Raw genomic sequence first — 17,404 nt, 5'->3', positions numbered from 1 at the left:
GGCCTGCCGCCAGCGTTCAATCTGAGCCATGATCAAACTCTTCAATTCAAAGTTTGATGCTCAAAGAATTCTGACTAATTAGTTCGTAATGAATTAACTGTTGTTCACTCTTCAAGACTTTAAAACGTATTTTTTTGTGATACGGTCTTGTGAGTGCCCACACAGATTGTCTGATTAATTGTTAAAGAGCAGGCTGAATCAAAAAATCACATTCTCGTTCAGCCGGGCTGCGTATACTACGCTGTTCGCCCGCAGAGTCAAGCGCTTATTGGCTTTCTCCCTGCCTGACCTCACAATGTTTATCAGCGTTGTGTCGGTCAGTGGTGGCGCATTATAGGGAATTCTTTGACGCTGGCAAGCATTTATTTGAAAAAAACTTTCATTTGAGGATTTTTTCTTCAACATGATGACATAAAGAACAAAAAGACTATTTTTTGATGCCTTTAATTGCTTTAGGTAAGTCTGCAAGACTATTTATTATCAAATCAGCCGCTTGTTCAGCTTCAGTGGTAACGGGTTTACCTGTGCGAACCAATACCTTAGTGCCAATTTTTGCCAGAGTCGCGGCTTGCATATCTTCGATTTTGTCACCAATCATAAAAGAAGCCGTCATATCGATACCAAGCTCCCTCTGCGCATCCAGCAACATACCCGGCTGTGGTTTGCGGCAGTCACAACTCTTCTTATATTGCCCTTCAGTTGCATCTGGATGATGAGGACAATAATAGATGCCATCCAAATCTACACCACGATCTGCTAGCGACCAATCCATCCATTCCGTCAGTTGCAAAAACTGCTCTTCATCGAAAATGCCACGGGCAATACCTGACTGGTTTGTGACTAATACCAGTGCATACCCCATCTTTTTCAATTCAATCATGGCTTCAATGACACCATCGATAAATTGAAAATCATCTATTTCATGTACATAACCATGATCGATATTTATTGTTCCGTCACGATCTAAAAATACGGCAGGAATACCTTGTGTCACCCGATTGCTCCAAGAATGTTAAGAAGCCCTCAGTATCGCACGATTTAGCCATGAATGAGAATGCAGCAATTAATTTATTCACAGTTGACTTAGACGTCTAGACACCTTAACATCCGATCCAACGGGTGGTTTGCTTTCTCAAAAATGTTCAAGCTATCAATTTTCAAAATTTTTATAAAAACAAATAAGAATAAAAATGATAAAACTGTCTCATATCAATAAAATATTCCAGCAGGGTGCCCGTTCTATTAACGCGCTTTCAGATATCAGCCTGCATGTTCCGCAAGGGCAAATTTACGGTGTCATTGGCTCATCCGGCGCAGGTAAAAGTACACTGATTCGCTGTGTAAATATGCTTGAACGTCCAACTTCCGGGCAAGTACTGGTCGATGGTCAGGATTTAACTATCTTATCTGATGGTGATTTAACCCGTGCACGTCGTCGTATCGGCATGATTTTCCAGCATTTCAATTTGCTGTCTTCAAGAACAGTATTTGGCAACATAGCTTTACCTTTGGAATTAGATAACATTCCAAAGGCCGAAATCAAAAAGCGGGTAGACGAGTTATTGGAGCTTGTTGGTCTTACAGATAAGCATGATGCTTATCCAGCAAATCTCTCTGGCGGACAGAAGCAACGTGTTGCTATTGCTCGTGCTCTGGCTAATTCACCTAAAGTACTTTTATGTGATGAAGCAACCAGCGCTCTGGATCCCGCAACAACACGTTCTATTCTGGAATTATTGAAAGACATTAATCGCCGTCTGGGGCTAACCATTCTGTTGATTACACATGAAATGGATGTCGTCAAACGTATTTGTGATCAGGTAGCCGTTATTAGTGGCGGGCAATTGATTGAACAAGACATTGTTAGTGAAGTGTTCTCTCACCCCAAAACACCTATCGCTCAGGCATTTATTCAGTCAACTTTGCATCTGGATATCCCTGAAGATTATGTACAAAAAATGCAAAGCCACCCAGCACCAGATCTTAGTCCATTATTGAAATTAGAGTTCACCGGTCAGTCTGTAGATGCTCCACTAATTTCAATGGCTGTACGTCGTTTTGATATTGATATGAATATATTAAGTTCTCAAATCGACTATGCCGGTGGCGTAAAATTTGGTGTGATGCTAGCGGAATTACACGGTGAAAATGGCAGCGTTGAATCAACGATTAAGTTTTTACAAGATCATCATGTGAAAGTAGAGGTTCTCGGTTATGTCTGAAGGAATGATTTTATTACTGGCTAAAGGCGTCTGGGAAACTCTAGTAATGACTTTTGTTTCTGGTTTCTTTGGCTTCATTATCGGGTTGCCGATAGGTGTATTGTTATATGTCACCCGTCCCGGTCAAATTATGGAAAATAGCAAGCTCTATCGTTTTCTTTCAGCGGTAGTCAATGTTTTCCGTTCTATTCCATTTATTATTTTACTGGTGTGGATGATTCCTTTTACCAGACTAATTGTGGGAACATCGATCGGTTTACAAGCTGCCATTGTCCCATTAACCATAGGTGCTGCACCATTTATTGCTCGTATGGTGGAAAATGCTTTATTAGAAATTCCATCGGGACTAATTGAAGCCGCCAGAGCAATGGGAGCAACCCCATTCCAGATTATAAAGAAAATTCTGTTACCTGAAGCATTACCTGGTTTACTCAATGCAGCCACAATTACCCTCATTACTTTAGTCGGTTATTCCGCAATGGGAGGTGCTGTAGGTGCAGGTGGATTAGGGCAGATTGGCTACCAATACGGTTATATCGGCTATAATGCAACAGTAATGAATACCGTGTTAGTATTACTGGTTATTTTAGTTTATTTAATTCAATTAAGTGGTGACCGTTTAGTCAAAGCCACAACACACAAATAATAAGATCATTTTAATAGCAGTACCTGTGTCGGTACTAATAAATCAGTATTCTATAGGGGTAAAGTATGTCTGTTAAATTAAGAACAATCGCAACTATCAGCGCTCTTTTAGGTTCATTAATTTTGGCGGGTTGTGGGCAAGAAAAACAAGATCCAAACCATATTAAAGTCGGCGTTATCGTCGGCGCAGAGCAGGAAGTTGCTGAAATTGCGAAAAAAGTAGCTAAAGATAAATATGGTCTTGATGTAGAGTTAGTAACCTTTAATGATTTTGTATTACCAAACGAAGCGCTGAGTAAAGGTGATATTGATCTGAATGCATACCAGCACAAACCCTATATGGATCAGCAAATCAAAGACCGTGGTTATAAGATGGTCATAGTTGGCAACTCTTTTGTTTATCCAATTGCGGGTTATTCCAAAAAAATTAAATCTTTGGATGAATTACAGGATGGTTCCCAAATTGCGTTACCAAACGATCCAACGAACTTAGGCCGTTCTTTATTACTGTTACAGAAACAAGGTCTAATTAAACTGAAAGATGGCATAGGTTTATTGCCAACAGTTTTAGACATTGTTGAAAACCCTAAGAATCTAAAACTAGTCGAACTGGAAGCTCCACAATTACCACGTTCACTGGATGATCAAAAAATTGCTCTGGCAATCATCAACACAACATATGCCAGCCAGATTGGCCTGACTCCAGCAAAAGATGGTTTATTCGTTGAAGATAAAGATTCTCCATATGTAAACCTACTGGTTAGTCGAGAAGATAATAAAGATGCTGAAAACGTTAAGAAATTCGTTAAGGCATATCAATCCGACGAAGTTGATGAAGCTGCCAATAAGATCTTTAATGGTGGTGCTGTGAAAGGTTGGTAATCTTTCATATTACGCTCATCGATATTAGAATAATCAGGCGGACAGATTGTCCGCCTGATTTATTATGGCATCATGTTTTCGGTATTTTTTGTTAACCTGATCTACTCGCTTAACTCTAACAGTAAAAATTCGAGGATCTATAATGCGTAGGCTACTTGCCTCTTTGTTAGCACTGTCCATAACAGGATGTTCAATGCAACAAACAACATTTACTGACTCTTCCCAGTTATCAGATATGAGACTCACAAAACTATCAACTGGCGAAAAAAAACATTTTTCCTCATCCGTAAAGCTATATACCAAGAGTGAAGAATTATTAGGTGCCTCATTTAAAGATTTAGGGATTGTTTCTGGTCAATCATGTCGCAGCTCCTTACAAGATCCACCAGCGAATATCACCGTGGCTCGCAACCAGATGATAACCAAAGCAGCTTATTTGGATGCTAACGCTGTTTTATTGCATCAATGCGAAATATTATCAGGCCAAGGATGCTACCAGATAGCGATATGTGAAGGTTCAGCCCTGCTTATCACCCAATGACCGATTTCCATTTCACGCAGATAGGGGTTATCCACTCCCCTTATAAAGAAAAATTTGCCGTTCCCCGCCAACCAGGTCTTATTGAAGATGGTGGTGGGAAACTGCTACTTCTTCCTCCCTATAATCAACCGGATGCAGTTCGTGGTCTGGAACAATTTAGTCATCTGTGGGTTATTTTTATCTTCCATCAAACAATAGAAGGCGGCTGGAAGCCAATGGTGCGTCCTCCTCGTTTAGGTGGCAATGCAAAAATGGGCGTATTCGCAACCCGTTCGACTTTTCGACCAAATCCAATTGGTATGTCTCTGATTGAACTTAAAGGGATCGAATACAAGAAAGGTCAAGTTACTCTGGAACTGGGTAGCCTGGATTTAGTTGATGGTACGCCTGTTATTGATATTAAGCCTTATTTACCTTTTGCTGAATGTCAGCCACATGCAGTGGCAGGTTTTGCACAGCAAGCCCCTTCTACCGATATGGAAGTGATATTTTCGCCTGCCGCTGAGCAACAGCTCATCTCAGTTCAAAATATTTACCCGAATTTACGCCGTTTTATCAGTCAGGTTTTGGCTCAAGATCCTCGTCCTGCTTACCGGAGAGGAGAACAGGAAAATCGGGAATATGCAGCTCATTTACTGGATTTTAATGTACGCTGGAGAATCTGTGACACATTAACCGAAGTGGTCTCCATAGATCCCCATTAAAAATCAGCATATACCCTTTTGGCATCTTAAACTCACTGGTAGACTAAAGGCTTATTTTCGTTTTTTTATTGGCTGGCAAATTTTTGCCAGTCAGAAGCAATTTGCTGCTCTAATGGAACCTAACAATGCGTACTAGCCAATATCTGCTCTCTACATTAAAAGAGACTCCTGCCGATGCGGAGGTTGTCAGCCATAAGCTGATGCTGCGTGCGGGCATGATCCGTAAACTCGCTTCAGGTCTGTATAATTGGATGCCTACAGGTATCCGTGTACTCAAAAAAGTCGAAAAAATTGTTCGAGAAGAGATGAACAATGCCGGAGCGATTGAAATATCTATGCCCGTCGTACAGCCGGCAGATCTATGGCAAGAAAGTGGCCGTTGGGAACAATATGGTCCAGAGTTACTGCGTTTTGTTGACCGAGGTGATCGTCCTTTTGTACTAGGTCCAACTCATGAAGAGGTCATCACCGATTTGATCCGCAATGAAGTCAGCTCATATAAGCAGTTACCACTGACTTTATTCCAGATTCAGACTAAATTTCGCGATGAAGTTCGCCCTCGTTTCGGTGTGATGCGTTCCCGTGAATTCCTAATGAAAGACGCTTACTCTTTCCATGCTACCCAGGCATCATTACAAGAAACTTACGACAACATGTACGAAGCCTACAGCAAAATTTTTACTCGTATAGGTTTAGATTTTCGTGCTGTCCTGGCAGACACCGGTTCCATCGGTGGTAGTGCTTCCCATGAGTTTCAGGTTCTGGCAGCTAGTGGAGAAGATGATATCGTTTTCTCAACTGAATCCAATTACGCAGCTAATATTGAATTAGCCGAAGCTGTTGCCCCCGTTCATGATCGCGCTGTACCAACAGAAGAGATGCATTTGGTAGAGACTCCAAATGCAAAAACAATTGCAGAACTGGTTGAGCAATTCAATCTGCCAATTGAGAAAACCGTTAAAACCCTGATGGTTCACGCATCAGAAGGAACAGGTCATAAATTGATTGCCTTACTGGTTCGCGGCGACCACGAACTTAATGGAATCAAAGCAGAGAAATTATCTTTAGTTGCCAGCCCACTGACTTTTGCTACCGAAGAAGAGATTCGCTCAATTGTTGGCGCAGGCCCGGGTTCATTGGGACCTGTCAATCTACCAATACCCGTTATTATCGACCGCAGTGTGGCCGTAATGAGTGACTTTGGCGCAGGCGCCAATATCGATGACAAACACTATTTCGGCATCAACTGGGAGCGTGATCTGCCGCTACCAGAAGTTGCTGATATCCGTAATGTTGTTGAAGGTGATGCCAGCCCAGATGGTAAAGGGACATTACTCATCAAACGTGGTATTGAAGTTGGCCATATCTTCCAACTTGGCACCAAATATTCTGATGCCATGAAAGCGACAGTTCAAGGCGAAGACGGTCACAATCAGATAGTCACTATGGGCTGTTATGGTATTGGTGTTACTCGTATTGTCGCCTCAGCGATTGAACAAAATCACGATGACCGCGGTATCATCTGGCCTGATGCAATTGCACCATTCCAAGTTGCTATTTTGCCAATGAATATGCACAAGTCATACCGTGTTAAAGAAGTTGCAGAGAAACTGTATGCCGATCTACGCGCTAGCGGTATTGATGTTATTTTTGATGATCGTAAAGAACGCCCAGGCGTGATGTTTGCCGATATGGAGCTTATCGGTGTACCACACACTATCGTTATTGGTGACCGTAATCTTGATAATGGCGAAGTAGAATATAAACATCGTCGCGGTGATGAAAAACAGATGCTGAAACTAGACGATGTTGTTGATTGCTTGAAGCAACAACTAGGTTGTTAATTAGGATTATTGCAGTAATTTATTGAATAGTATGGTGATAATGGTCATATCGCAACAGAGCATTTTACGTTTCTTGCCCATTATCACCATATATACTGAAACTAGAATTATTTCTTCATATTACAAGATTTCGATTTATCGAAATGGATTTTACCTGTCTGAATCAAAGCGGAATCAAATTGCCCATCTTCCATTGAAGGACGGACGCTGTAATAACCTTCAACTTCAACATAAACCGGCGTTCCACCTTCCACACCGACTTGGTGATAGCCTTGCTCCAAATCCAGACTTTCCGTTACAGCATACCGCTTACCTGTACTACAATCTGTAAACAAAGCAGCATCAGCCATATAACTGTACTCACCCGCCAGTTTCTTCGGTTTTACCCGTTGCAGTTCATAATTGAATGATGATTCAATTTTATTGCCTTCAATATCGAGCATTACCAGGTTTTCACCTTTCGGCAGATAATAAGATTTCTGGTCATCTGATTTTGTCAGGTGAATTTTCTCTCCATCTTTCGCCCATAGACCGGATTCAAAGAATGACTGGTCACCATCACGAGTATCAAGATAAGTTTGTTCCAGAATATAAGTACCGTCATTATCCAATAACAGTGTGGTATCAATACCAGAACAATCAGCGCAAGGAAGAGTACCATGAAAAGTCTGATCTACTGGCTGTGAACCCGTTTGCTGTGCTGAGTTACCTTTACATCCCATCAAAGCAGATACGCCCACTGCAACTAACGCTGTCAAAAGTTTTTTATTCACATTTATCTCCACACAGTATAATGAACTCTATAATTCTCATCTTATAAGTAACACAAGGAACATAGCGACTATTCAAGCCTAATAGCGTAAGTACTGTCCTTCTTAAGGATGTTACCCAATAATAGTAAAATAACGTGGGCTGATTTTAATACTTTTGTCAGGAACTTGCTGTGAAATAAGACTTTTATTTATTTACTGTTCAGAATGAATAACCAAAGTTATTCATTAATCACGATTGATTTCCTGTGCTATAGTCATTAACAGTGCTTTTGAGTTACAATTTTTAACAACCACGGGCGGCAATAACCGCCACTAACCATAGTGGTGAGCGAATATGTCTATAAATACTGAATATCAACCAATTAACTGTGACGACTACGACAATCTTGAGTCAACTTGCCAACATCAGCTCCATCTCCACATAAAGTTGCGGGGCGGGGAAGTTATTGAAGGAAAAGCCTGTGATTTGGTTTTAAGAAAAAAAGTTGAATACTTGATAATTGAAACAGAAGGTAAACCCCGTGAATTGCGGTTAGATCATATTGCCAGTTTCAGTCACCCTAAAATTGGCACTATTACTATTGAACACTCTGAATCTTGATAGAAAACAGCCGCCTTTGGCGGCTTAACGTTTTATTTTAACAGCGTTTTATGCCAGTTAATTGTTAACTTTTCTCTTCCTTCTGCCGCTTCACTTCCCTTGGTGACAAAAACACCTAACGCTGCTATCAATTGTTCGTTGTAATAAAGCAATGGAATTCGTTCTCTAAACCACGGAGCGACCCCAAGCTCTTGCCACAATTTTTTACTATGCCGGGAGTGTTGACGCCCCACAATACTTATCATTCCCTGGACACCAAAGCGAATAGTCACTCGTTCATTATCAGCCGGGACCCTCACTTGAATACCGCAATCAGAAATATTCAATTCTCCTAAGCGATCCGGTAATACCAAAGTATTGCAAATATCCCACTCAAGAATAGTCTCTCTCAACGATTGACACTGAGGAACCAGCCAGAGTTTTTGCTTATAACGGCGTACATCATATTTACCAAATTGTAACCGAGGCTCAGCATCAGTACGAGCAAGAGCCACCTCATGCCAAAGCCGGCTAAGCTGTTCTCGTGAAGGCATTTTCATCTCATGGTAACCAAACCAACGGCGTAACAAAGCATTTCGTTTGGCTTCTGAACATACAACCAAAGACGAAATACCCAAAGCACCATCTTGGGTTATCAGCTCTTTCAAAGACTCATTCAGTAATTCATCTAGAAGCTGTTCTTGTTCACCACATAAACTTGCACTACGAGCAGCAGATTGAGGGAAATGCGGCCAACGTTGATTCAGTAACGGCATGATATGTAAACGCAGAAAATTTCTGTCATAACGATCATCTTGATTACTGTCGTCTTCAATCCAATTCAGACGATGTTTACTGGCATACATTTCCAATTCATTCCGGCTATAGTCAAGTAACGGACGTAACAATAATGTATCAGCAAATACAGCGATTGAAGGCATAGAAGCAAGACCTGCCGGACCACTACCTCGCTTTAATGCCAGTAAAAAAGTCTCCGCCTGATCATCAAGATGTTGAGCGGTTACCAAAATTTCGTCTTTTTGTAATTCGCGCTTGAATACCTGATATCGAGCCTCGCGAGCCGCAGCCTCAATCCCCTTTTGACGAGCATCTATCGTGACTCTTGCAGAATGAAACGCCACTTGCCAGTCATCACAGATCTGCTGGCAATGTTCAACCCATTGATCTGCTTTTAGGTTTAAACCGTGGTGAATATGCATTGCTCTTAGTTGAATTTCCTGATTATGTTGATTACGCCAATTAACCAGCAAATGAAGCAAAACAGAAGAATCTAACCCACCACTGAATCCAACCAGAATTTTCTTATATTCACCAAGCTGTTTAGCCAAAGTGAAAAATAGTCGCTCATTAATGTTTGTCATTACAGATTCAAGCGTTCTCTAATGTGCAATAATATAAATTCGTTATCGCCTATTTTATTCAGTTTAAGATCACTGCCCGTTAATAACACTTTCCGTCACTTTCATTAAAAATACAAAATAAATAAAGCAGAAACAGCAAGGGATGGAAGTAGCTGAAATTTATCAGTTACAATCATTTCCATCCCTCATTCAAACAATGAGTTCAGATATCAACAATAACCATATTGCATTAAGCGCTGATATCGGCGGTCAATTAACTCTTCAGATGTCAGATGATCAAGCTCTGCCAGATCAACCAACAACTGAGCTTTCAACGACGCGGAGATTGCTTCATAGTCACGATGGGCGCCACCTAATGGCTCTGAGATCACAGTATCGATCAATTCCAATTCTTTCAAACGAGATGCGACAATCCCCATCGCTTCTGCCGCCAAAGGTGCTTTTTCCGCACTTTTCCACAAAATTGAAGCACAACCTTCTGGGGAGATAACAGAATAAGTACTGTATTGCAGCATATTCACTTTATCACCAACACCAATCGCCAATGCACCACCAGAGCCGCCTTCACCAATCACAGTACAAATAACAGGCACAGACAGGCGGGACATTTCACGCAAGTTGCGAGCAATCGCCTCAGATTGACCGCGCTCTTCTGCACCAACCCCTGGATATGCGCCAGGAGTATCAATGAAAGTAATAATTGGCAGTTTAAAGCGCTCGGCCATTTCCATCAGGCGCAAAGCCTTACGATACCCTTCTGGCGCCGGCATACCGAAATTACGGCGAATTTTTTCTTTGGTTTCACGGCCTTTTTGGTGACCAATAACCATCACTGGACGCCCATCAAGACGAGCCAGACCACCCACAATTGCTTTGTCATCAGCATAAGCACGATCACCCGCAAGCTCTTCAAAATCAGTAAAAATATGCTGAATATAGTCCAACGTATAAGGACGACGTGGGTGACGGGCAAGTTGAGCAATTTGCCAGGCACCTAAATCTGAAAAGATTTTGCGAGTCAATTCCAGACTTTTTTCCCGCAAACGTTGTACTTCTTCATCCAGATTTATATCTAATTTTTCACCTTGACGGCTAACTGCGGTTAGCGAATCAATTTTCGCTTCCAGCTCGGCAATCGGCTGTTCAAATTCAAGAAAATTCAGACTCATAACATTCCTATTTTAGTCAAATTCTAATTCTACCTGCTCATTACCCAGCAGAGTTCGCAAATCTGTCAGAAGGTTATCCGTTGGCGTTACCCTCCACGTCGCACCAAATCTTAAACGGGCGCGGGCGTCTTCCCTCTGGTAATAAAGATGAACTGGTATCGTTCCCGAACGATGTGGTTCCAATGCACTACGAAGACGGTTCAACAATTGATCATCAATTTGCCTGTCTGACAGCGAGATAGCAAGCCCACGCGCATATTTTTCACGCGCTTCACTAATATCCATTAATTCACGAGCTGTCATTTTAAGACCGCCATTGAAGTCATCAAAGCTGACCTGCCCTGTAGCAATTAATATCCGGTCTTGTTCTAACAAATGCCGATATTTCTCCAAAGCATCGGAAAATAACATAACTTCTAGACGTCCTGAACGGTCATCTAAGGTACAAATACCAATCCGGTTACCCCGTTTGGTTATAATCACTTTGGATGCTAACACTAACCCTATCACAGTCGTTACCTGACCGCGCGGTGTTGGATTCACATCTTTTAACCTCAATCCATTAGTATAGCGCTCAATTTCTTTTAAATAACGAGTAATAGGATGCCCGGTTAAATAGAGACCCAACGTTTCCCGTTCACCGTCAAGAACAATCTGTTCCGGCCATTGAGGAATATTGGCATAAGAGCGTTCCACTTCTTCTGGCTCTTCAGCTAATACACCAAACATGTCAGTCTGACCAGTCGCTTCCGCTTTAGCATGTTGATCCGCCGCTTTTAGGGCATCTTCCAGCGTAGACATCAGTGCTGCACGGTGCGGCCCCAAACGGTCAAATGCCCCTGACATGATCAGTTTTTCCATCACTCGGCGACTTAACTTCTTGATGTCAACACGGGCACATAAATCAAACAGTTCTCTAAAATAACCACCTTTCTGACGAGCTTCGATGATCGCTTCAATCGGCCCTTCACCTACCCCTTTAATTGCACCGATACCATATACGATCTCCCCGTCATCATTAACGTGGAAATGATACAAGCCACTATTGATATCAGGTGGTAAGATTTTCAACCCCATGCGCCAGCATTCATCAATCAAACCAACAACTTTTTCTGTATTATCCATATCAGCAGTCATTACCGCAGCCATGAATTCAGCCGGGTAATGTGCTTTCAACCATAAGGTTTGATAAGAAACCAAGGCATACGCAGCAGAGTGAGATTTGTTAAATCCGTAACCGGCAAACTTTTCTACCAGGTCAAAGATTTTCATTGCCAGTTGGCCATCAATACCCAGTTTTTTTGCTCCGTCTTCAAAGACAGAACGCTGCTTAGCCATCTCCTCCGGTTTTTTCTTGCCCATCGCTCGTCGGAGCATATCTGCACCACCGAGAGTATATCCTGCCAATACTTGAGCAATCTGCATCACTTGTTCTTGATAAAGGATAATGCCGTAAGTTGGCTCTAATACTGGCTGTAAAGATTCGTGCTGCCACTGTATATCCGGGTATGAGATCTCTTCCCGGCCGTGTTTGCGGTCAATGAAGTTATCCACCATGCCTGATTGCAAAGGACCTGGACGGAATAAAGCAACAAGCGCGATCATATCTTCGAAGCAGTCGGGACGCAGACGTTTAATCAGATCCTTCATACCACGGGATTCAAGCTGAAATACCGCTGTTGTTTCAGCGCGTTGCAACATATCAAAGCTTTTAGCGTCACTCAGTGGAATTGCTGCAATATCAATCGGCTCCAGACCTTTCTTCGCTCTACGCGCGTTGATCATCTCTAATGCCCAGTTGATAATGGTCAGTGTCCTCAATCCGAGGAAGTCAAATTTCACCAACCCTGCATATTCCACATCGTTTTTATCAAACTGAGTAACCGGGTTCAAACCTTCTGGGTCACAATAGAGAGGCGAAAAATCGGTGATTTTAGTTGGAGCAATAACCACCCCACCCGCGTGTTTCCCGGCATTACGAGTGACACCTTCCAATTTACGCGCCATATCTATCAGCGCCTTAACTTCCTCATCCGCTTCATAGATTTCAGGAAGTTGTGGCTCCGCGGCAAATGCTTTCTCCAGCGTCATACCTGGATCAAGCGGTATCAATTTGGAAATCCTATCAACAAATCCGTATGGATGCCCTAGCACTCGGCCAACATCCCGGATTACCGCTTTCGCTGCCATTGTTCCGAATGTGATGATCTGAGATACGGCGTCACGGCCATATATATCAGCCACATGATCAATCACCAGATCGCGTTTTTCCATACAGAAATCGACGTCAAAATCAGGCATCGAAACACGTTCAGGGTTTAGGAATCGTTCAAATAGCAGGTCAAATTCCAAAGGATCGAGATCGGTTATTTTCAGGGCATAAGCCACCAAAGAACCAGCCCCCGAACCACGTCCAGGACCTACAGGAACACCGTTGTCTTTCGACCACTGAATGAATTCCATCACGATCAGGAAGTAGCCAGGAAATCCCATCTGGTTGATAACCCGAAGTTCAACATCGAGTCTCTCATCATATTCAGGACGTTTTTCTGCACGTACTTTAGGGTCCGGATAGAGAAATGCCAAGCGTTCTTCCAACCCTTGTTTAGATCTATCTATCAGATAATCTTCAGTACTCATTTCTCCCGTAGGGAATTGCGGCAGGAAATATTCACCAAGGCGAATAGTGACATTACAGCGCTTAGCAATTTCTACACTGTTCTCCAGCGCTTCAGGAATATCAGCGAATAGTTCACACATTTCCTGTTCACTACGCAGATATTGCTGAGGACTGTAATTTTTCGGGCGTTTGGGGTCGGCCAAAGTATAGCCATCATGAATCGCTACGCGAATCTCATGTGCATCAAAATCTTCGCTATCAATGAAACAAACATCATTAGTTGCAACGACTGGCAGGTTTTTTTCCGTTGCCAGTGCAACCGCGGCATGAAGATAACTTTCTTCATCTGCACGCCCAGTGCGGATCAACTCCAAATAATAACAGCCGGGAAAATGCTCCTGATAAAACTCAAGGCATTGGTCCACCATGACCTGATTACCACGTAGCAGGAATTTACCCACATCCCCCATACGGCCACCAGAGAGTAAGATTAGACCTTCTTTATGGTTTATCAGCCATTCTAGTTTAATTGTCGGACCAATCGCACCATATCCCTTCTGATAAGCCTCTGATATCAGCAACGTCAGGTTATGATAACCAGTATTATTGCGCGCAAGAATAGTGAGGCTAGCGTACTCATCACCAAGCAGTTCACTTTCTACATAGAAATCAGCACCAATAATCGGTTTTACTCCTGCTCCATGAGCACTGCCGTAAAATCTCACCAACCCACACAAATTAGTAAAATCAGTGATCGCAAAAGCCGGCATACCTAACTGCGCAACCTTTTTCACTAAAGGGCTGGTTTTGGCTAAGCCATCAATCATTGAATAGTCGCTGTGAACACGTAAGTGCACAAAACGGGGTTCGGCCATATATTTATCCAGATGATATCAATTTGAAGAATAGCGGTATTCAGTCAACCAGTTTACTTAAAAGCCAATTGCTCTCTTAACTGGCGCAAAGCTTTTACGATGATGCTCTGTCGCACCCAACTGAGCCAACTTTTCTAAATGAAATGCGGTCGGGTACCCTTTATGCTTAGCAAATCCATATTCAGGAAACAGTTGATCAAGTTCAGCCATTTCCCGATCTCTGGTAACTTTCGCCACAATAGAAGCGGCACTGATTTCAGCAACAAGTCCATCGCCTTTTATTACCGCTTGTGCGGGCATGGGTAATTTAGGGCAACGATTACCATCAATCAGCACATATTCAGGAGAAATAGGCAAATTAGCCACAGCCCTCTGCATCGCAAGCATAGTTGCATGCAGGATATTCAATTGATCAATTTCCGCCGGTTCTGCACGCCCTAAACTCCAGTACAACGCTTTTTCTGTGATCTCCAGATACAGTGCCTCACGGCGTTTTTCACTCAGTTTTTTAGAATCAGCCAAACCCACTATCGGCCGTAACGGATCTAAAATCACAGCCGCAGTTACAACTGCACCCACTAACGGGCCTCGACCAACTTCATCAACCCCAGCAATCAGACTCGCCTGAGGATATATAAATTCCATCATTTTCCTGCCAATTCCAACACGGCTTGTGCTGCTTGTTCGTCAGCATTACAACGAATGCTTTCATGCAAATGTAAAAATGTCTGTTTCAATACTTCAACTTTTTCATTGCCTTGTAGTAACGGCAACAATTTATCTGCAAGTTTTTGCGGCTGACATTCTTCCTGCAATAATTCTTTAACTAACTCTTCACCGGATAATAAGTTAGGCAATGAAACATAAGGCGTTTTTACCAGACGTTTTGCCAACCAGAAAGTTAATGGCTTCATCCGGTAACCAACCACCATTGGACATTTTGCCAACATACATTCCAAAGCAGCGGTACCAGAGGCCAAAAGCGCAGCATCACTTGCAATCATGATTTCTCGCGCTTTGCCATCCACAAGATGAACATTCAGCTCTGGCGCAACTTCCTGCTTAATGCGCTCAAATTGTTCACGCCGTTTAACATTCACCAACGGTACAAATACATGCAGATCAGGTATGCTTTGCTGCAATAACTGAGCTGTTTTAAGAAAATCCGCACTCAGCATCTCAACCTCAGAATGACGACTCCCAGGCAATAAAGCCAAGCAAACAGCCTCTGGCGGAATATCTAATAGTTCACGCGCCGCTGCTTTATTTGGTTGCAATGGCATGGCATCCGCCATCGTATGTCCAATAAACCGGCACGGAACATTAAACTTATCGTAAAACGCTTTTTCAAAAGGTAAGAAAGCGAGAACCATATCTGTAGCTTTACCAATTTTGAAAACACGTTTTTGCCGCCAAGCCCATACCGACGGGCTAACATAATGAATAGTGCGAATGCCTCGCTGTTTTAACCGACCTTCCAAGGTGATATTGAAATCCGGCGCATCAATACCCACAAATACATCAGGTTTCAATTCAGTGAAACGGGTTGTCAGATCCTTACGTATTTTCAGCAAACGAGGCAAACGTTCGAGAACTTCAACAACCCCCATTACTGCTAGCTCTTCCATCTCATACCAAGCTTCACAACCTTCAGCCTGCATAAGAGGACCCGCCACACCGACAAAACGGGCATTAGGTACTTTTACTTTTAAAGCACGAATCAAACCTGCACCAAGGATATCACCGGAGGTTTCTCCGGCGATTAATCCAATAGTCAGCGGACGCAGACTATCAATAGAAGAAATGGTAGCCAAAGGAGTATCCTTCATCTACTTAACGGATAATGCCGCGGGTAGAATTTGCCAAAAAATCACTGAAAATCTTTACATGCTGATTATTTTCAGCCAGCTCAGCAATTTCTTGTTGTGCTTCTTCTAACGTTTTTCCGTTACGATACAAAATTTTGTACGCATTTCTAATTGCATGCAATGACTCTTTATCAAAACCACGGCGTTTCAGACCTTCGACGTTGGTGCCAAAAGGTGTTGCATGATTCCCCTGAGCAATAACATATGGCGGAATATCCTGTACCACTCCGGAACACCCTCCCACCATAGCATGAGAGCCTATCTGACAGAACTGATGAATCGCACTCATACCACCAATGATGACATAATCCCCCAGGATAACATGCCCCCCTAAAGTACCATTATTCGCAATGACACAACGATCACCGACAATACAGTCATGAGCAATATGGGCATTAATCATCAACAAATTATCATTGCCGATTTTCGTTACACCGCCACCTTGCACGGTGCCACGATGAATGGTGACACTTTCGCGGATACGGTTACGATCACCAATTTCAACTCGGGTTGGTTCACCGTGATATTTCAGGTCCTGATTCATTTCGCCAATAGAAGCAAATTGAAAAATCTGGTTATCACGACCGATTTTGGTTATTCCATTGACAACAACATGAGATTTCAGCTCTGTACCTTCGCCAATTTCAACCTGAGAACCAATACAACAAAACGGTCCAATACGAACATTAGCACCGATAACCGCGCCATCTTCTATAATAGCGCTAGGATGTATATAAGCGGTTTCATCAATCATAGACTAGACCTCACGACGGCGAGCACACATCATTTCTGCTTCGCAAGCTACTTCTCCATCGACTTTCGCTACGCCTCTACAACGCGCAACCCCTCGACGCTCCTTAATAAATTCTACTTCTAATATCATTTGATCCCCAGGCACTACCGGACGTTTAAAACGGGCACCATCGATAGCGGCAAAATAATAGAGCTCATTTGGCTCTAGTTTACCCACACTCTTAAATGCCAGAATTCCGGTAGCCTGTGCCATAGCTTCAAGGATCAGAACGCCAGGGAAAATAGGTTTGCCGGGAAAATGTCCCTGAAAGAAGGGTTCGTTAAAAGATACATTTTTTACTGCACGTAAGAATTTACCTTCCTCAAAATCAAGAACGCGATCCACCAATAAAAACGGATAACGATGTGGAAGTAGATCTAAAATTTCTTCAATGTGCAGAGTATGATTATCACTCATCTAAATACTCTTCCTGTCAAAAAGGACTAATTGTATTAACGACACGGCCCGCTTAAACCCCAAATCCAGAGTTCCCAGGCAGGCCGCAA

At 42.6% G+C, this 17,404-nt stretch carries 16 protein-coding genes; 7 read left to right on the top strand and 9 right to left on the bottom strand.

What is annotated here, in order from left to right; translation table 11 throughout:
• Positions 1-427: 427 nt before the first annotated feature.
• Positions 428-994, bottom strand: coding sequence for a D-glycero-beta-D-manno-heptose 1,7-bisphosphate 7-phosphatase (gene gmhB, locus C6H66_RS07965; protein WP_105395284.1), 567 nt, complete (start codon positions 992-994; stop codon positions 428-430).
• 196 nt (positions 995-1,190) lie between these two features.
• On the opposite strand from gmhB, the gene metN reads away from it, so the two are divergent.
• The 6 genes from metN to proS all read left to right on the top strand — a co-directional run bounded on the left by metN (position 1,191) and on the right by proS (position 6,838).
• Positions 1,191-2,222: a methionine ABC transporter ATP-binding protein MetN gene (gene metN, locus C6H66_RS07960; protein WP_046397443.1), complete on the top strand. Its 1,032-nt coding sequence runs from the start codon at positions 1,191-1,193 to the stop codon at positions 2,220-2,222.
• The gene (locus C6H66_RS07955; RefSeq protein ID WP_040154155.1) at positions 2,215-2,868 is read left to right on the top strand and encodes a methionine ABC transporter permease MetI; all 654 of its coding nucleotides are present in this window, start codon (positions 2,215-2,217) and stop codon (positions 2,866-2,868) included. The genes metN and C6H66_RS07955 overlap by 8 nt, the downstream gene beginning before the upstream one ends.
• A gap of 65 nt (positions 2,869-2,933) precedes the next feature.
• Entirely contained in the window at positions 2,934-3,749 is an 816-nt protein-coding gene (locus tag C6H66_RS07950; protein WP_036812082.1) for a MetQ/NlpA family lipoprotein, read from the top strand.
• A gap of 193 nt (positions 3,750-3,942) precedes the next feature.
• Complete coding sequence (gene rcsF / locus C6H66_RS07945) at positions 3,943-4,290, top strand: Rcs stress response system protein RcsF (RefSeq protein ID WP_422615600.1); 348 nt, start codon at positions 3,943-3,945, stop codon at positions 4,288-4,290.
• Positions 4,287-4,994 carry a tRNA (N6-threonylcarbamoyladenosine(37)-N6)-methyltransferase TrmO gene (gene tsaA, locus C6H66_RS07940; RefSeq protein WP_036812087.1) on the top strand — a complete coding sequence of 236 codons (708 nt, stop codon included), beginning with the start codon at positions 4,287-4,289 and terminating at the stop codon, positions 4,992-4,994. Before rcsF ends, tsaA begins: the two co-directional genes overlap by 4 nt.
• Before the next feature lie 125 nt (positions 4,995-5,119).
• Positions 5,120-6,838 carry a proline--tRNA ligase gene (gene proS, locus C6H66_RS07935; protein ID WP_105395283.1) on the top strand — a complete coding sequence of 573 codons (1,719 nt, stop codon included), beginning with the start codon at positions 5,120-5,122 and terminating at the stop codon, positions 6,836-6,838.
• Positions 6,839-6,945: 107 nt separating this feature from the next.
• Here proS and nlpE read toward each other — a convergent pair whose 3' ends face one another.
• Positions 6,946-7,611 (bottom strand): envelope stress response activation lipoprotein NlpE, encoded by a 666-nt coding sequence (gene nlpE, locus C6H66_RS07930; protein WP_105395282.1) that lies wholly within the window; start codon positions 7,609-7,611, stop codon positions 6,946-6,948.
• 334 nt (positions 7,612-7,945) lie between these two features.
• Between nlpE and rof the strand changes: the two genes are divergently transcribed.
• Positions 7,946-8,212: a Rho-binding antiterminator gene (gene rof, locus C6H66_RS07925; protein WP_036781226.1), complete on the top strand. Its 267-nt coding sequence runs from the start codon at positions 7,946-7,948 to the stop codon at positions 8,210-8,212.
• A gap of 32 nt (positions 8,213-8,244) precedes the next feature.
• Here the strand turns inward: rof and tilS are convergent, their stop codons facing one another.
• From tilS to fabZ, 7 genes are all read right to left on the bottom strand, one after another.
• Positions 8,245-9,573 (bottom strand): tRNA lysidine(34) synthetase TilS, encoded by a 1,329-nt coding sequence (gene tilS, locus C6H66_RS07920; protein WP_046397440.1) that lies wholly within the window; start codon positions 9,571-9,573, stop codon positions 8,245-8,247.
• Positions 9,574-9,782: 209 nt separating this feature from the next.
• On the bottom strand, positions 9,783-10,742 hold the full coding sequence (accA, locus tag C6H66_RS07915) for an acetyl-CoA carboxylase carboxyl transferase subunit alpha (protein ID WP_036812094.1): 960 nt from the start codon (positions 10,740-10,742) through the stop codon (positions 9,783-9,785).
• 12 nt (positions 10,743-10,754) lie between these two features.
• Positions 10,755-14,237 (bottom strand): DNA polymerase III subunit alpha, encoded by a 3,483-nt coding sequence (gene dnaE, locus C6H66_RS07910; RefSeq protein WP_036781234.1) that lies wholly within the window; start codon positions 14,235-14,237, stop codon positions 10,755-10,757.
• Between the two features lie 57 nt (positions 14,238-14,294).
• Positions 14,295-14,885 carry a ribonuclease HII gene (rnhB, locus tag C6H66_RS07905; protein ID WP_105395281.1) on the bottom strand — a complete coding sequence of 197 codons (591 nt, stop codon included), beginning with the start codon at positions 14,883-14,885 and terminating at the stop codon, positions 14,295-14,297.
• Positions 14,882-16,066, bottom strand: a complete 1,185-nt coding sequence (lpxB, locus tag C6H66_RS07900) for a lipid-A-disaccharide synthase (protein WP_105395280.1) — start codon at positions 16,064-16,066, stop codon at positions 14,882-14,884. The genes rnhB and lpxB overlap by 4 nt, the downstream gene beginning before the upstream one ends.
• 4 nt (positions 16,067-16,070) lie before the next feature.
• Entirely contained in the window at positions 16,071-16,859 is a 789-nt protein-coding gene (lpxA, locus tag C6H66_RS07895; protein WP_036812098.1) for an acyl-ACP--UDP-N-acetylglucosamine O-acyltransferase, read from the bottom strand.
• Positions 16,860-16,862: 3 nt separating this feature from the next.
• Positions 16,863-17,315 carry a 3-hydroxyacyl-ACP dehydratase FabZ gene (fabZ, locus tag C6H66_RS07890; protein WP_036781244.1) on the bottom strand — a complete coding sequence of 151 codons (453 nt, stop codon included), beginning with the start codon at positions 17,313-17,315 and terminating at the stop codon, positions 16,863-16,865.
• Positions 17,316-17,404: the final 89 nt, after the last annotated feature.

It is taken from the genome of Photorhabdus hindustanensis, from assembly GCF_002968995.1.
GTDB classification, from domain to species: domain Bacteria; phylum Pseudomonadota; class Gammaproteobacteria; order Enterobacterales; family Enterobacteriaceae; genus Photorhabdus; species Photorhabdus akhurstii.
The sequence above is the reverse complement of the archived record's forward strand: the minus strand, read 5'-3'. Positions and strand labels throughout refer to the sequence as shown.

Bases quoted from the DNA above. Each gene is read 5' to 3' on its own strand.
- metN (WP_046397443.1), top strand. From the start codon at position 1,191: ATGATAAAACTGTCTCATATCAATAAAATATTCCAGCAGGGTGCCCGT.
- C6H66_RS07955 (WP_040154155.1), top strand. From the start codon at position 2,215: ATGTCTGAAGGAATGATTTTATTACTGGCTAAAGGCGTCTGGGAAACT.
- C6H66_RS07950 (WP_036812082.1), top strand. From the start codon at position 2,934: ATGTCTGTTAAATTAAGAACAATCGCAACTATCAGCGCTCTTTTAGGT.
- rcsF (WP_422615600.1), top strand. From the start codon at position 3,943: ATGCAACAAACAACATTTACTGACTCTTCCCAGTTATCAGATATGAGA.
- tsaA (WP_036812087.1), top strand. From the start codon at position 4,287: ATGACCGATTTCCATTTCACGCAGATAGGGGTTATCCACTCCCCTTAT.
- proS (WP_105395283.1), top strand. From the start codon at position 5,120: ATGCGTACTAGCCAATATCTGCTCTCTACATTAAAAGAGACTCCTGCC.
- rof (WP_036781226.1), top strand. From the start codon at position 7,946: ATGTCTATAAATACTGAATATCAACCAATTAACTGTGACGACTACGAC.
- tilS (WP_046397440.1), bottom strand. From the start codon at position 9,573: ATGACAAACATTAATGAGCGACTATTTTTCACTTTGGCTAAACAGCTT.
- accA (WP_036812094.1), bottom strand. From the start codon at position 10,742: ATGAGTCTGAATTTTCTTGAATTTGAACAGCCGATTGCCGAGCTGGAA.
- dnaE (WP_036781234.1), bottom strand. From the start codon at position 14,237: ATGGCCGAACCCCGTTTTGTGCACTTACGTGTTCACAGCGACTATTCA.
- rnhB (WP_105395281.1), bottom strand. From the start codon at position 14,885: ATGATGGAATTTATATATCCTCAGGCGAGTCTGATTGCTGGGGTTGAT.
- lpxB (WP_105395280.1), bottom strand. From the start codon at position 16,066: ATGAAGGATACTCCTTTGGCTACCATTTCTTCTATTGATAGTCTGCGT.
- lpxA (WP_036812098.1), bottom strand. From the start codon at position 16,859: ATGATTGATGAAACCGCTTATATACATCCTAGCGCTATTATAGAAGAT.
- fabZ (WP_036781244.1), bottom strand. From the start codon at position 17,315: ATGAGTGATAATCATACTCTGCACATTGAAGAAATTTTAGATCTACTT.